Raw genomic sequence first — 15,031 nt, 5'->3', positions numbered from 1 at the left:
TTCTGCCACCCGCAAAGCGCGTGGGTCAGACCCCGGCTGGCGCTCCGGCACGGCGGCGGCAAGGGCCGAACCTCGCGGCAATGGCAAGGATCACGCCCGACACGGTGGCAATCATCCCCGCCGCGCTGACTGCATCTGCCGCCCCCAGCCAGAGGGGGCCATAGCCCGCCAGAACATACCCGAGGACCGCCGACAGGGTGGCGAAGACGACGCTCCATCCGATCTGAGCCTCCAGCCGGTTGGTCATCATCCGCGCTGCGGCGGGCGGGCAGATGAACATGGCGATGACGATGATCGATCCCACCGCGTCAAAGGCGGCCACGGCTGCGATGGCAGCCATGATCACCAGCGCCAGCCCCAGAAGATCGGTTCGGATGCCAAGCGTTCGGGCAAAGCCTTCGTCAAAGGTCGAGATTTTCAGCGCCCGCCAGAACAACGCGATGAAGGCGGCAACGCCCAGCAAGGTCAGCGCCATGCGCGGCAGCTCGGGGGGCAGATAGCGCAGCGCCTCAAGATCCCAAAGGGAGGACCAGCCGGTGGCATCGAGCCAGATCAGGCTTTCGAGATTGCCGTAAAGCGCATGCTCCACATCGAGATGCACGGTGGAGGTATCGGTCTGCTCCAAGAGCAAAACGCCGCCCGCGAACATGGTGGTGAAGATCACGCCCATTGCGGCGCCCGGCTCGATCCGGCCCAGACGGCGCACCGCCTCGATCAGGATGACGGCGGTGACGGCGGCGCCAGCCGCGCCCAAGAGCATTGGCCCGGCAGCAATGGCGCCCGTCAGCAGGAAGGCGACGACGATGCCCGGCAGAACCACATGGCTTATCGCATCTCCGATCAGAGCCTGACGGCGCAGCAAAAGGAAATTCCCCGGCAAGGCGCAAGCCACGGCGGCAAAGATGCCGATCAGCAGCGGCGTCAGGGAGAGGGGGACAAATTCGGCGCCGCTCATCACGCGGGGACCTCCTGCGGGCCGCCGATGCGGCGGTCGATTTCGCTGATCTGATCGGGGGTCAGCACGGTCTCGATCTCGCGCAGCCCATCATAAAGCGCGGCGGCGGCCTCATGCGCCAGATCGCTGCGCACCAGCTCCCAGCGTTTTTCATCGCGCAGGGCTTTCATGGCGCGAGCCCGGCCCATGTCGGTGGCCACACCGTCAGCGCGCACCAGTCCGGCACGGCGCAACAGACGCAGGGTGAGCGGTTCATAGATCGGTTGCCCCTGAGCGAGCGCCAAAAGCCCCTGCCGCAGGTGTACACGGCGCTGGAACCGCTGGTGGCGCAAAACGGCGGCCAGAACGCCCCGGTTGGGGGCAAACAGCAGCGACAGGGCAAAAAGGACAAAACTGACCAGAACGATGATCGGCCCGGTCGGCAGGTTCGGCGCAGAGGCGGAAATCGCCGCGCCCACATAAGCCGCAGCCGCGCCGACCAGGCCGGCGATGACAACCACGCGGTCCGACCTTTCGGTCCAGAAGCGGGCGGTGACAGCTGGGATGATCAGCAGGGCCACAATCAGGATCAGCCCGACGATCTTCAGCCCCACCACGGTCACGGCCATCACCAGCCCCATCATCAGCATGTCGATGCGCTGCACCGGCAGGCCGCGCGCGGCGGCATATTCGGGATCAAAGGCCACCAGCATCATTGGTCGGCGCATCAGCAAGATCACCGATAAGGCCAGCGCGCTGCCACCCGCGATGATCATCGCATCGCTGAGCAGCATTCCGGCGGTGGATCCCAGAAGAAAGCCTTCCAGCCCGGCCTGCCGCCCCACGCCAAGAGTCTGAATCACGGTCAGTAGCACGATACCAAAGCCAAAGAAGACGGACAGCACCGCCCCGATGGCCGCATCCTCGGCCAGGCGGGTGTTGCGGGTCAGCCAGTTCATACACAAAAGGCCAACGCCGGCCGACAGGGCCGAACCGATCAGCAGCCCCGCCAGATTGCGCCCGTCGCCGCCAAGATAGACCATAACAAGGAAGGCAAGGCCGACGCCCGGCAGGGTCGCATGGCTCACCGCGTCGCTCACCAGCGCGCGTTTGCGCAGGAACAGGAAGGTTCCCGAGATCCCCGCAGCCCCCCCCAGAAGGGCCGCCCCGATCGAGACCAGCGTGGCGTTATAGCCCAGTTGCAGAAAAAGCGCATCCAGCAGCATGGGTTCAGCCCTGCAGGCCCGAAAGCTGGTCGATCTGCGCGGTCGCCAGCCTGCCACCATAAGCCGCCTGTAGCGTTTCCGGCGTAAAGGCCTCAGCCACCGGGCCTTCGGCAACCTTGCGGGTGTTGATCAGGAAGACATTGTCGAAATAGTCGGCCACGGTGGCCAGATCGTGATGCACCACCACGACGGATTTACCGGCTTCGCGCAGGGATTTCAGCACCGTGATGATCGCCTTCTCCGTCGCCGCGTCCACCCCGGCAAAGGGTTCGTCCAGCAGGTAAAGGTCCGCATCCTGCGCCAGGGCGCGCGCCAGGAACACCCGCTGCTGCTGGCCACCCGAGAGCTGGCCAATCTGGCGGTCGGCGAAATCGCCCATGCCAACGCGATCCAGACAGTCGCTCGCTACGGTGCGGTGATGGCCCCGGATGCGTCCCAAAAGGCCCAACTCCCGGTAGAGCCCCATCATCACCACGTCGATCACACGTGTGGGGAAATCCCAGTCGATGCTGGCACGCTGCGGAACATAGGCAATACGGGAGCGCATTGCCTCCAGCGGGCGGCCAAAGACCTGCACGCGGCCCGAGACCGGCGCCACGATCCCGAGCGCGGCCTTCAAAAGCGTCGATTTTCCCGCTCCATTGGGGCCAATGATCGCGGTCATCTTGCCCGGCTCCACCGTCATGTCGACACTGAAGACTGCAGGCTTTTCACCATAGGTGACCGTCAGGCCGCGAACGGCCAGCGGGCTGGCGTCACTCGACTGCCCTGCCATGTCGGCACCTTGGCCACGCACCAATTCTACCGTCTGCCCCATGATCAAAGCCCCGCCGAAAGTTTGCCATCCATGCCGCGCGCGGGCACATCCGCGCCCAGCGCCCCGGCGATGGTCGTGATGTTGTGGTCCAGCATGCCAAGGTACGTGCCCTCGTAGGTGCCATCCGCTCCCATGGCATCCGAAAACAGCTCTCCGCCGATCTTGACGATATGGCCCTGCGCCGCCGCCCCTTCGATCAGAGCGCGCATGGAACGGTCAGAGACCGAGCTTTCCACGAAAACCGCCGAAATCCTGCGCTGCACCAGCAGATCGACCAACTCGCTGATCCGGTTAAGGCCGGCCTCGGACTGGGTGGAAATGCCTTGAATGCCCAGCACCTCGAACCCGAAATCGCGGCCGAAATAGCCAAAGGCATCATGGGCCGAGATCAGAACCCGGCTGTCTTCGGGTACGCTGGACAGGGTCTCGTGCGCAAAAGCCAGGAGCCGGTCAAGATCGGCCATATGCGCCATGGCATTTTCAGAAAAAGTCGCGGCCTGATCGGGACGCGCTTCGCTAAGAACCTCGGCCACGCGCGCAACGACCTCTTTCCACAGCGCGGGGGTCATCCAGACATGCGGGTCGAACTTGTTCTCATAGTCGTCATGGGCCCGCAATAAATCCTTCGGCAGGCTCTCGGCCACAGCAACCACCGTGCGCTTGCGCGACAGATCGTGCAGGAAATCTTCCATCTGCGCTTCAAGGTAGAGACCATGATAGAGCACCAGATCCGCGCGGGTCATGGCAACGATATCCGAACGGGTCTGACGGTAAGCATGCGGATCCACCCCCGGTCCCATCAAGGCGCGGACCTCCACCGCATCACCGCCCACCTGGCGCGCAGCATCTGCAATCATGCCGGTGGTTGCGACCACCTTGAGCGGAGCCTCGGCCAAGGCCCCTCCTGCAGATGCAACAAGGGACAACGGAACGGCCAACATAAGACCCAAACCCAAAATGACACGGCGCAGAGGTTGCATCCCCGAAACTCCTTGGAACGTCACATACCGGATATATGAGAACGGTTCTCAACAGTGTCAATGAAAATGAGAATTATTCGCAACAAAGATTGAAATTTGTCCGGAAGGTCAAATTTGCTGCGCGAAAAGCAGGCGCTTCGCTTGCCAAGATGCCGCACCCGTGCGAATTTCGCGCAAACCTGTGATGAGGAAACCCCCGATAATGGAAAGCCACGTCTCTGAGAATGCTGCGCAGAGCACTGCTGCGGGCAATGCGCAACTGCCGCAGGTGAGCGAACCCCGCAATCCCGGCATGGAGCTGGATCTGGATTGGGCGCTTGGTGTGCAAGCCAATACCTCGGCGATCGAGCGGCGCTGCGCGACCCTGCCCGGACGGCGCAGCGTCAAGAAAGACTATCAGGCCGCCTGGCTTTTGAAGGCCATCACCTGCATCGACCTGACCACGCTGTCGGGCGATGACACCGCCGGACGTGTGCGCCGCCTGTGCGCAAAGGCGCGCCAGCCGGTACGCGCCGACCTTTTGCAGGCCCTTGGCACCCCCGGCATCACCACCGGCGCCGTCTGCGTCTATCACGACATGATCGCCCCGGCGGTCGCGGCGCTGAAAGGTACCGGTATTCCTGTCGCGGCAGTCTCCACCGGATTTCCGGCGGGTCTGTCGCCCTTCCATCTGCGCGTCGCCGAGATCGAGGAAAGCGTCAAGGCAGGCGCCCATGAGATCGACATCGTGATTTCGCGTCGGCATGTGCTGAGCGGCAACTGGCAGGCGCTTTATGACGAGATGAAAGCCTTCCGCGCCGCCTGCGGCGAGGCCCATGTGAAGGCGATCCTCGCTACCGGAGAGCTGGGATCCCTGCGCAACGTCGCACGCGCCTCGATGATCTGCATGATGGCGGGGGCCGACTTCATCAAAACCTCCACCGGCAAGGAAAGCGTCAATGCTACCCTGCCTGTCTCCCTCGTGATGATCCGCGCCATCCGCGACTATCATGAGCGCACGGGCTATCGCGTCGGTTACAAACCCGCCGGGGGGATTTCCAAGGCCAAGGATGCGCTGGTCTATCTCAGCCTCATGAAAGAAGAGCTGGGCGACCGCTGGCTGCAGCCCGACCTGTTCCGCTTTGGGGCGTCGTCCCTGCTGGGCGATATCGAACGCCAGCTCGAACACCATGTCACCGGCGCCTATTCCGCCGGCTACCGCCACGCGATGGCCTGAGGAGTGCCCAAATGTCCATCAAAGAGATCTTTGACACCATGAGCTATGGTCCCGCCCCTGAAAGCGCCGCAGAAGCGCTCGCCTGGCTGGTCGATCAGGGCGACCGCTTTGGCCACTTTATCAATGGTGCATTCACCGCGCCCGGCGACGGCTTTAACAGCCAGAACCCCGCCACCGGAGAGGTGCTGGCCACGCTCAGCCAGGCCACACAAGCGGATGTGGATGCCGCCGTCGCCGCCGCCCGCAGCGCGCAGCCCAAGTGGGAGAGGCTGGGCGGGCCGGGCCGGGCGGCATACCTTTATGCCATCGCGCGCCTGTTGCAGAAGCACAGCCGCCTGTTCGCCGCGCTGGAGAGCATGGACAACGGCAAACCGATCCGCGAAAGCCGCGATATCGATATTCCCCTGGCGCAGCGGCATTTCTATTATCACGCGGGCATGGCCCAGCTGATGGACAGCGAACTCCCGGACCGCGCCGCCCTCGGCGTTTGCGGCCAGATCATCCCGTGGAACTTCCCGCTCTTGATGCTGGCCTGGAAGGTGGCGCCTGCGATTGCCATGGGCAATACCGTGGTGCTGAAACCGGCAGAGTACACATCGCTCACAGCACTTCTGTTTGCAGACATTTGCCGTCAGGCGGGCCTGCCCAAGGGCGTTGTGAACATCGTCACCGGCGATGGCGCCGTGGGCGAGATGATCGTGGCCTCGGATGTGGACAAGATCGCCTTCACCGGCTCCACCGCCGTCGGGCGCCGCATCCGCGAAGCCACCGCAGGCAGCGGCAAGGCGCTGACGCTCGAACTGGGCGGTAAGTCTCCCTACATCGTCTTTGACGATGCCGACATTGACTCAGCTGTCGAAGGGCTGGTGGATGCGATCTGGTTCAACCAGGGTCAGGTCTGCTGCGCAGGCTCGCGTCTGCTCGTGCAGGAAGGCATCGCCGAACGGTTCCACACAAAACTGCGCGCCCGCATGGACAAGCTGCGCATTGGTGATCCGCTGGACAAATGCATCGATGTGGGCGCCGTGGTGGATCCCGTCCAGCTGAAGACGATCACCGATATGGTCGCCGCGAATGACGCTGGTGAGACCTATCAGGCCAAGGTGGACCTGCCAGGGGAAGGCTGCTTCTATCCCCCCACCCTGATCGAGGGGCTGACCCCCGCCGACCGTCTGATGCAGGAAGAGATCTTTGGCCCCGTGCTGGTCTCCTGCACCTTCCGTACCCCGGCCGAGGCGGTGGAGCTCGCGAACAACACACGCTATGGCCTTGCCGCCAGTGTCTGGAGCGAGAACGTGAACCTTGCCCTTGATATTGCGCCGAAACTGGCCTGCGGCGTGGTCTGGGTGAACGGCACCAACATGTTCGACGCCGCCGCAGGCTTTGGCGGCGTGCGCGAAAGCGGCTTTGGTCGTGAAGGCGGATGGGAGGGGCTGTCGGCCTATACCAAGCCAAACGGCAAACCCAAGGCACTGGCACAGGTCGAAGGTTTCACCGGTCAGGGCAGCGGCACCGATCCCATCGATCGCACCGCCAAGATGTATATCGGCGGCAAGCAGGCCCGCCCCGACAGTGGCTATTCCCGCGCGGTCCATGACAGATCCGGCGCGATTCTTGGCCATGTGGGCCTTGGCAGCCGCAAGGACGTACGCAACGCGGTCGAGGCCGCGGCCGGGGCCAAGGGCTGGGCCAGGACCACCGGCCACCTGCGCGCGCAGATCCTCTATTACATTGGCGAGAACCTCTCGGCGCGGGCAGATGAGTTTGCCCATCGCATCGACCACATGACAGGGCGCAAATCCGGCGCGAAGGAGGTCGAGGCTTCGATCCAGCGCCTGTTCACCGCCGCCGCATGGGCCGACAAATACGACGGGCAGGTCCATGGCGTGCCGATCCGTGGCGTCGCCTTGGCGATGAAAGAGCCGGTTGGCGTCATCGGCGCGCTCTGCGCCGATGAGGCGCCGCTGCTGGGGTTGGTTTCCGTGATGGCCCCTGCCATTGCCATGGGCAACCGGGTGGTGCTGGCGGCATCTGATCCTTTCCCGCTGGCCGCTACCGATTTCTATCAGGTGCTCGATACTTCCGACGTTCCCGCTGGCGTGGTCAACATCCTGACCGGCATCCACGCCGATCTGGCAGGACCGCTGGCGTCACATATGAACGTGGATGCGGTCTGGAGCTTTTCCTCCTCCGATCTGTCGGGTGAGATCGAAAAAGCCTCTGCCAGTAACCTCAAACGGACCTGGGTCAACAATGGCACCGCGCCTGACTGGTACAGCGACCACAGCCGCCGGTTCCTGGAGGCAGCCACAGAGGTCAAGAATATCTGGGTGCCATACGGCGAGTAAGGCCGCACCCAAGACAAAAAAACGGGCCGGAGATCTCACTCCGGCCCGTTTGCGTTTCCGTCATGTAGCAGCGATCAGCCGCCGGTCTTCAGACCTTCAGGACGGCCCACGACCACGAAATGGAGGTTATCGGGCTGCAGTACTTCAGACGCCACCCCATTGATTTCTTCCAGCGTCACCGCGTTAATCTTGTCGTTGCGTGTCACGACGTAGTCGATCGGCAGCCCTTCCATCTGCATGCCCACCAGGATCGAGGCAATGCGCCCATTGCCGTCAAAGCGCAGCGGATAGGCCCCGGTCAGATAGGTCTTGGCATCCTGCAGTTCCTTTTCCGTGACACCCTCGGTGGCCATACGGGTCCATTCGGCGCGGATCACCTCAACCGCCTCGGCCATCTTGGTATTGGCAGAGGCGAGGGAGCCCATGTAGACCGCGCCAAGATCGCGCGGCACAAGGTAGGAATAGACGCCATAGGTCAGACCGCGCTTTTCGCGCACCTCGGACATCAGGCGGCTCTCAAACGACCCGCCGCCAAGGATCTGGTTCATGATATAGGCCGCGAAAAACCGGGGATCTTGCTGATCGATGCCAATATGGCCAAAGAGTGCAACTGACTGCGGCGTGTCGAAATCGATCACCGTGATGCCGCCCGCAATCGTGACCTCGGCGAGGCCGGGCTGAGGCGACCCGGTTTCCGGGAGATCGCCAAGCAATCCGTCCAGCAGGGTCCCCAGCTCTGCTTCGCTGATGTCACCTACCGCAGCAACATAAAGCCGGTCGCGGGCAAGAACCGCCGCATGGGCATCGAACATGTCCTGACGGGTCAGGGCTGAAACCGATTCAATCGTGCCGGTCCCATCGCTGCCATAAGGATGATCGCCAAAAGCCATCTTTCCGAAGGCACGACCGGCAATGGCATCGGGATCCTTTTCATCCGAACGCAGCCCCGAGAGCACCTGCGCGCGCACCCGGTCCAGGGCATCCTGATCAAAGCGTGGCTCGAGCAGGGTCTGCCGCAGCAGATCCATCGCACTGTCCCGGTTCTCGGTCAGGAAGCGTGCCGAGACGGACAGGGATTCCTTATCAGCATCGTAGGAGAAACTGGCTGCAAGATTTTCCACCGCTCTGGTGTAATCCTGGGCTCTCATATCGCCAGAGCCTTCCTCGAGCAGGCCTGTCATCAAATGGATGGCACCACGTTTGCCGGGTGCATCCAACGAAGTGCCGCCCCTGAAGCGCAGTTCCAGCGCGGCAAAGGGAATTGAGTGATCCTCAACCAGCCACGCCGTGATCCCGCCGGGAGACGTGACTTCCTTGATGTTGATCTCGGCCGCCGCAGGCAGCGCCGACATCAGCAGGGAAAAACAGGCGAAAAGCCCGGCGCGGACCGTGGTCAAGACAGTCATTGGGTGACCTCCTCTGGGCGCATCATCCAGCCTGTAACGGATGCCTCTGGGCGCAGAAATTCCCGCGCAACCGCTAGGATCTCATCGGCGGTGATCGATTGCAGGATCCTGGGCCAGTCCTGCACATCCTGAACCGTCAGACCCGAGGTCAGCGCACGGCCATATCGGTTGGCAATCCCGTCCACATTGTCCCGCGCGTAGATTTCAGAGGCCCGCAGCTGCAGCTTGATGCGCTCCAGCTGGTTTTCGTCGACACCCTCCTCCAGGAACTTGCGGAAGGTGGCATCAAGGGCCTCTTCGGCCTCCTCAAGGGACACCCCCTCGGCGGGCACGATCAGAAAGATGAAGTTGGTCTTGTCCAGTGATACTCCCGAATAGAACGCACCGGTGTAAACTGCGGTCTGCTGGTCGAACTGCAGGGCATTGGCGAGGTACGAGGTGTTCCCGCCGCCCAGAAGCTCGGACAGAAGAAAAAGCGCCGCTGCCGCTTCCTGTGCGCCGCTGTCGCGTTCCGGAACCAGGTAGGAGCGCTGTACATAGGGCTGCGCCACACGGGGATCGCGATAGGTCAGGCGCCGCGCTGCGGTCTGTGGCGGGTCCTGGCTGCGGAAGCGTTCGGGCAGATCAGGGTTTGCCGGGATCACCCCGTAGTACTTCTCAGCCAGGGGGCGCACCTCTTCGGGTGTGACATCGCCGGAAACCACCAGGATCGCATTGTTGGGCGCATAATAGGTCTTGTAGAACGAGAGCGCATCCTCGCGGTCCAGCGTCTCCATCTCGTGCCGCCAGCCGATGACAGGCTGACCATAGCGATGATTGAGGAACTGCGCGGCGCGCAGCTGTTCGCGGAACAGAGCGCGCGGGTCGTTGTCGGTGCGCTGGTTGCGCTCCTCAAGGATCACTTCCCGCTCGGTCACAATTTCCTCTTCGCTGAGCCGGATGTTGACCATCCGGTCGCTTTCCATCTTCATCATCAGCTCCAGTCGGTCAGAGGCGATGCGCTGGAAATAGGCCGTATAATCGTAGCTGGTAAACGCGTTGTCCCGCCCGCCATTGGCCGCGACGGTCGCCGACAGCTCACCGGGGGCCAGGGTATCCGTTCCCTTGAACAGGAGATGCTCAAGGAAATGCGCGACACCCGATTGCCCAGGCGGTTCATCCGCGGATCCGGCGCGATACCAGACCATGTGCTGAACGACGGGCGCACGGTGGTCTTCGACCACCACGACCTCCATTCCATTGTCCAGGGTAAAGGCCGTGACCATATCCTCGGCCTGCGACTGCGACTGCGCGCGCACAGACCCAGCAAGCACCGCGGTCAAGGCGATGGCACTCAAAACAATCCGTCGGATCATGTGGCATCCTCCAATCCTACCGGCCCATGGACAGATTCCATGGCCCATCCTGCCCCAGGCTCCTGTCTGGCTGGAAAACCACTGCCACACAAAGCGCTCGGGCGCCCCTCATATTGGGAGCATCATGGTTAACCGCAACCTAAGCCGATGCGGCAAAGGTACAAGTCGGCGAAACAATATTGTGAAAAGCCGCCCTCGGATGCGGGCCGCGCGTCAGGTCGACAAAAGGGCCGTTACTCGCCGCCTGCCGGCGGGGCCGATGGCGTTGCGATCCCAGCGCGACGGAACTGCTCGTTCGCCTCGAATGGATCGAGCGTCTGCTTGGCATAAATCTGCTCGTAGCGATCCACAGGGAACAGTTTGATCCGACCCGTGATCCGTTTGCGCTTGAGGAATTTTGCGTCTTCCTCGGCCAGTTCCTGGCGGACAGATGACGAGACGCCATAGCGGCTGGAGGCAGAGACCAGCGCCAGATCTGAGCTCGGCACGCCCTGCCCCGGCACCAGAGCGGATGCCTTGCCGCCCAGTGCAGCCACGGCATCGGCCTGCGGCGTAGCATCCGTGATGTTGGTCCCACCGGGTGTCGGGGTCGGCAGGCTTGAATAATCGCTTGGCTCGCTCAAGGGCTTGCTTGGCAGAACGAGAAACTCATCCGGACCGGTGCCCGTCTTGCGAATATCGCGCAGCCCTTTTTGCGAGCAGCCCGCAACAGCCACCGCGCCCACCAGAACAATCATGCCCAAAGGGATCCGCATTCCCAGATACTCCTGCCAGTTTCGAGGCTCTTCTACCGCAATTTCAGACCAAGGTCACGCGGGGTTTTTCCCGCCCCGGTCAAACAGGATCAAACCAGCCGCTCCGGCAAAGATGAAGACATCTGCCACGTTGAAGACAAACGGGTTGGTGATGCCGCAGCAGGACATGTTCAGAAAGTCCAGCACGTATCCATAAAGCAGCCGATCCGCCACATTGCCCAGCGCCCCGCCGATTACCAGACCCGCGGCCAGGGCCATCAGACGCGCACCTTGGTGCGAGCGATTGATCCAAACCGCCAGCGCCACGCAGATGACCAGCGACAGGGCGATCAGAACCCAGCGCGCGGCCTCATCCCCGCCGCCGAACAGACCGAAGTTGATGCCGGTGTTCTCACCGTAGCGGAAGTTCAGCAAGGGGGGCAGCACGTCGATGGCCTGGCGCTGGGACAGGCCCATCCAGTGAATCACCAGGTATTTGCTGGCCTGATCCAACAGAAAGGCCCAGAAGGCGCCCCAGAACATCATACGCACTGCCATATCCCTTGCCGTCCGCCGTTCAGTGCCGGAAGTGGCGCATGCCGGTAAAGACCATTGCGAGGCCCGCCTCGTTGGCAGCCTTGATCACCTCGTCGTCCCGCATCGAACCACCCGGCTGGATGACGCAGGTCGCGCCCGCAGCAGCCGCTTCGAGCAGACCATCGGGAAAGGGGAAGAAGGCATCCGAAGCCACGGCCGACCCTTTGGCGAGGCTCTCATCAAGGCCCAGCTCATCCGCCATGCGCTGCGCCTTGGCGGCGGCAACGTTGGCACTGTCAAGGCGGCTCATCTGACCTGCGCCCACGCCCACGGTCGCATCGCCCTTCACATAGACGATCGCGTTGGATTTGACGTGTTTGGCGACCTTCCAGGCAAACAGAAGATCCTGCATCTGCTCGTCCGTCGGGGCCTTTTCGGTGACGACCTTCAGATCGTCCATGCCGATGTAACCCACGTCCTTGTCCTGCACCAGCATGCCGCCAGCGACCTGTTTGTAAGCGGTGATCGGCTTGCGCGGATCGGGCAGCGCGTCGGTCAGCAAGAGGCGCAGGTTCTTCTTGGCGGCAAAGATCTCCCTGGCCTCATCCGAAGCGCCCGGCGCGATCACCACCTCGGTGAAGATCTCGGTGATCTTGGCGGCGGTTTCGGCGTCCAGCGGCTGGTTCAGCGCCACGATCCCGCCAAAGGCGGAGGTACGGTCGCAGTCAAATGCCTTCTGATAGGCTTCGGCCAGGGTCGCGCCACGTGCCACGCCGCAGGGGTTAGCGTGCTTGATGATGGCGACGGCAGCGGTTTCCGCCGGGTCGAACTCGGCGACCAGTTCATAGGCCGCATCGGTATCGTTGATGTTGTTGTAGGACAGCTCCTTGCCCTGCAGCTGCACCGCGGTGGCAACACCTGGACGGTTGCTGCCATCGGTGTAGAAGGCGGCCTTTTGGTGGCTGTTTTCACCATAACGCAGGGTCTGTTTCAGATCCCCGGCAAAGGCGCGGCGACGGGGGGCTTCCAGCTCCAGCGCGCCCGCCATCCAGTTAGAGACAGCAGCGTCATAAGCAGCAGTGCGGGCATAGGCGGTTTGCGCCAGACGCTGACGGAAGACATAAGAGGTCTGACCGTCATTTTCATCCAGCTCGGCCAGAAGCGCGTCATAGTCTTCGACATCTGTGACCACGTTGACGAACAGGTGGTTCTTGGAGGCCGCGCGGATCATGGCCGGACCACCGATGTCGATATTCTCGATCATCTCGTCATAATCTGCGCCGCGCGCCAGTGCAGCCTCGAACGGGTAGAGGTTCACCACCAGAAGATCGATGGCGCCGATCCCGTGTTCCTTCATCGCCGCCACATGGGCATCGTTGTCGCGCAGGGCCAGCAACCCGCCATGCACCATCGGGTGCAGGGTCTTCACGCGGCCATCCATCATTTCGGGAAAGCCGGTGACGTCAGAGACGTCCTTCACATCCAGCCCCGCATCGCGCAGCGCCTTAGCGGTGCCGCCAGTCGAGAGCAGCTCAACCCCGCGTTCGGCGAGGGACTTACCCAGCTCAATGAGGCCGGTCTTGTCGGATACGGAAAGCAGCGCACGGCGTACGGGGTGAAGGTCGGTCATGGCAGGGCGGTCCTTTGCAGGCTCAGTCAATACTCTCGGGGTCGTCCCGGTTCAGGTCGCGCACGGCATCGGCAGTTTCCTGCGCCTTGCTCAGCGTCCACCGGACGCGGGTGGCATAGTCGATCACCCGGCCGGATAAAACGATCTGTTTTGACGCACGCGGCTTCAAGCGGGTCTTTTCCAGGTAAACCCCCGGCTCCAGCTTCAACTCGCAAGTGCCGTCATGGCGGAAAACCCAGATTTCCCCGCTCTTGAGCGCCATGGATACTGCTGCGCCGCCCAAGTCAAGGGTTGCATCCACTTCGGGATGCAGATGCAGGCGAATATCAAAACCAATCCCGTCAGTTCCATGAGACGCCAGCGCGGCCGAGCAGCGTGTTTCGGCTGCCTCGTCGAGTGCCACCAGCATGTCCTCACCCGCGAGCGCCCGCCCATCAAAGGACAGATCCAGCGTGCGCGCATGGGTCAGGCCAAACTCGCGCAGGTAGCCATCATGACCACCCTGGAACCGGCTGCCGTCGCTCAGATCTTCAAGCTGAACCTGAACATCACTCGGTCCGTCGACAAGCTCTTCCTGCGCTGTCGCGCGATCAGGCGGAGCCAGGCGAGCGCTGGAGTGCCCCTCAAGGCACAGAGTCGAATGCGAGGGGGTGGCCCGTCCAGCGCGACGCCACTCGACGCCAAAGGTTTCACCCGAGCCGCAGTTGACGATCAAGGGACGCCGCCCCGAAGTCAGCTCGAACGCCAACGTGGAAGCATGCCCGTTTCCCGAAGCACGCCCCTTGGGTGGCACCGCAGCATCCACCACAACCGATGTGCGGCGGGCCGACAAACGCGCATAACCCATGGCCAACCCTTGTGCCGGGCGGGCTGCCACATGACTGGCAGCCAGAGCATGATCCAGCCACCCTTCCAACCCGCGCCCTCCGCCATGGAACCGCGCCAACCCGCCATCGCTGTGGCGCAGGGCGCGCAGGGTGGGCGCGATACGCTCAATCGCAGCGACTTGTGGTGCAGGAACGGTCCGACCTGCCTCGTGCAGGGCCGCAGCTGTCCAGGTCAGCAGAGTAAAGACTTCCAGCAGTTCTTCAGGATTTCGGGTCGGAAGGCCGCCCTGCTCATCGATCTGGCGCTCGCATTCCTCGCTGAGGGCGCGAATCGCGGGATCGGCCAGCTCCTCTTTGCCCTGCAGGGCAAGACCCGCGTAAATAAGCCCCGCCAGCGCCTCGAACCGGGGAAGGCCAGGCGTGGCGCCCTGCCAGCGATGCGCAAGGAACCAGGTCTGCTGCGACAGAGAGCGATAAAAGGCTTCGGTATCATCCCGCCCCTTGCCGCTGAGCAGGAACAGGGCGTGGTTGATCCATCGGATGACCCGGCGCCCGGTCAGATCCGGCGACCAGCCGGGGCCAGTGCCGCGCCCGTGCATCAGGATCCAGCCCCAGACCCAGTTCTGCGCCTTCATGCGGGCCTTGATATCCCCCACGGCAGCCAGATCGTCGAGCCAGGCAAATCCGTGCCGTTCCGCGTCAAAGGCGGCATCGGGGGCTGCGACCTCCCAGAGGCCGGTGGTGGTCGATTCGACGAGGTAACCCGCAAGCAGAAGATTGCCCGCAACAAGCTGCCGCCCGCGGGCAAAGCTTCCGATGGTACGGGGTTCGGGCTGGGATACGAATCCGGTCGCCGCAGGCTGCTTGCGCGCCCGCCAGGCATATATCCGGTTCATCAGGCGGGTTCCGCGCCCCGCCAGTCTGTCGTATCTGGACATGCTCTTTCCGCCTCACGCCGCTGGCGTTTTGGTCGAAGCATAGCCCGGTCAAACATCCGAGTCACCGAAGAATAACCGTGCCG

12 protein-coding genes are annotated in these 15,031 nt (G+C 62.9%); 2 read left to right on the top strand and 10 right to left on the bottom strand.

Features of this window, described 5'->3' with window-relative positions:
* Positions 1 to 25: 25 nt before the first annotated feature.
* The 4 genes from AADA15_RS18275 to AADA15_RS18260 are packed head-to-tail and all read right to left on the bottom strand — an operon-like array spanning position 26 to position 3,918.
* A complete protein-coding gene (locus AADA15_RS18275; protein WP_341642997.1) occupies positions 26 to 955 on the bottom strand; it encodes a metal ABC transporter permease in 930 nt (309 codons plus the stop codon).
* A complete protein-coding gene (locus AADA15_RS18270) occupies positions 955 to 2,160 on the bottom strand; it encodes a metal ABC transporter permease (RefSeq protein WP_341642996.1) in 1,206 nt (401 codons plus the stop codon). Before AADA15_RS18270 ends, AADA15_RS18275 begins: the two co-directional genes overlap by 1 nt.
* Positions 2,161 to 2,164: 4 nt before the next feature.
* Complete coding sequence (locus AADA15_RS18265; protein ID WP_437343222.1) at positions 2,165 to 2,977, bottom strand: metal ABC transporter ATP-binding protein; 813 nt, start codon at positions 2,975 to 2,977, stop codon at positions 2,165 to 2,167.
* A gap of 2 nt (positions 2,978 to 2,979) precedes the next feature.
* Positions 2,980 to 3,918 (bottom strand): metal ABC transporter solute-binding protein, Zn/Mn family, encoded by a 939-nt coding sequence (locus AADA15_RS18260; RefSeq protein ID WP_341643034.1) that lies wholly within the window; start codon positions 3,916 to 3,918, stop codon positions 2,980 to 2,982.
* 241 nt (positions 3,919 to 4,159) lie between these two features.
* Between AADA15_RS18260 and deoC the strand changes: the two genes are divergently transcribed.
* The gene (gene deoC, locus AADA15_RS18255; protein ID WP_341642995.1) at positions 4,160 to 5,173 is read left to right on the top strand and encodes a deoxyribose-phosphate aldolase; all 1,014 of its coding nucleotides are present in this window, start codon (positions 4,160 to 4,162) and stop codon (positions 5,171 to 5,173) included.
* Positions 5,174 to 5,184: 11 nt separating this feature from the next.
* Positions 5,185 to 7,521, top strand: a complete 2,337-nt coding sequence (locus tag AADA15_RS18250; RefSeq protein WP_341642994.1) for an aldehyde dehydrogenase family protein — start codon at positions 5,185 to 5,187, stop codon at positions 7,519 to 7,521.
* A 74-nt stretch (positions 7,522 to 7,595) separates the two neighbouring features.
* On the opposite strand, the gene AADA15_RS18245 is transcribed toward AADA15_RS18250, so the two are convergent.
* The 6 genes from AADA15_RS18245 to AADA15_RS18220 all read right to left on the bottom strand — a co-directional run bounded on the left by AADA15_RS18245 (position 7,596) and on the right by AADA15_RS18220 (position 14,948).
* Positions 7,596 to 8,927: a M16 family metallopeptidase gene (locus AADA15_RS18245; RefSeq protein ID WP_341642993.1), complete on the bottom strand. Its 1,332-nt coding sequence runs from the start codon at positions 8,925 to 8,927 to the stop codon at positions 7,596 to 7,598.
* On the bottom strand, positions 8,924 to 10,282 hold the full coding sequence (locus AADA15_RS18240; protein WP_341642992.1) for a M16 family metallopeptidase: 1,359 nt from the start codon (positions 10,280 to 10,282) through the stop codon (positions 8,924 to 8,926). Before AADA15_RS18240 ends, AADA15_RS18245 begins: the two co-directional genes overlap by 4 nt.
* A 233-nt stretch (positions 10,283 to 10,515) precedes the next feature.
* Complete coding sequence (locus tag AADA15_RS18235; protein WP_341642991.1) at positions 10,516 to 11,037, bottom strand: DUF3035 domain-containing protein; 522 nt, start codon at positions 11,035 to 11,037, stop codon at positions 10,516 to 10,518.
* A gap of 54 nt (positions 11,038 to 11,091) precedes the next feature.
* Positions 11,092 to 11,574 carry a signal peptidase II gene (gene lspA, locus AADA15_RS18230; protein WP_341642990.1) on the bottom strand — a complete coding sequence of 161 codons (483 nt, stop codon included), beginning with the start codon at positions 11,572 to 11,574 and terminating at the stop codon, positions 11,092 to 11,094.
* Positions 11,575 to 11,593: 19 nt separating this feature from the next.
* Positions 11,594 to 13,183: a bifunctional phosphoribosylaminoimidazolecarboxamide formyltransferase/IMP cyclohydrolase gene (gene purH / locus AADA15_RS18225; protein ID WP_341642989.1), complete on the bottom strand. Its 1,590-nt coding sequence runs from the start codon at positions 13,181 to 13,183 to the stop codon at positions 11,594 to 11,596.
* Positions 13,184 to 13,205: 22 nt separating this feature from the next.
* Complete coding sequence (locus AADA15_RS18220) at positions 13,206 to 14,948, bottom strand: heparinase II/III family protein (protein WP_341642988.1); 1,743 nt, start codon at positions 14,946 to 14,948, stop codon at positions 13,206 to 13,208.
* Positions 14,949 to 15,031 lie beyond the last annotated feature (83 nt).

This window comes from Phycobacter sedimenti, assembly GCF_038148855.1.
In the GTDB taxonomy this organism is placed as follows: domain Bacteria; phylum Pseudomonadota; class Alphaproteobacteria; order Rhodobacterales; family Rhodobacteraceae; genus Phycobacter; species Phycobacter sedimenti.
This window is presented reverse-complemented; position numbering and strand designations above follow the sequence as displayed.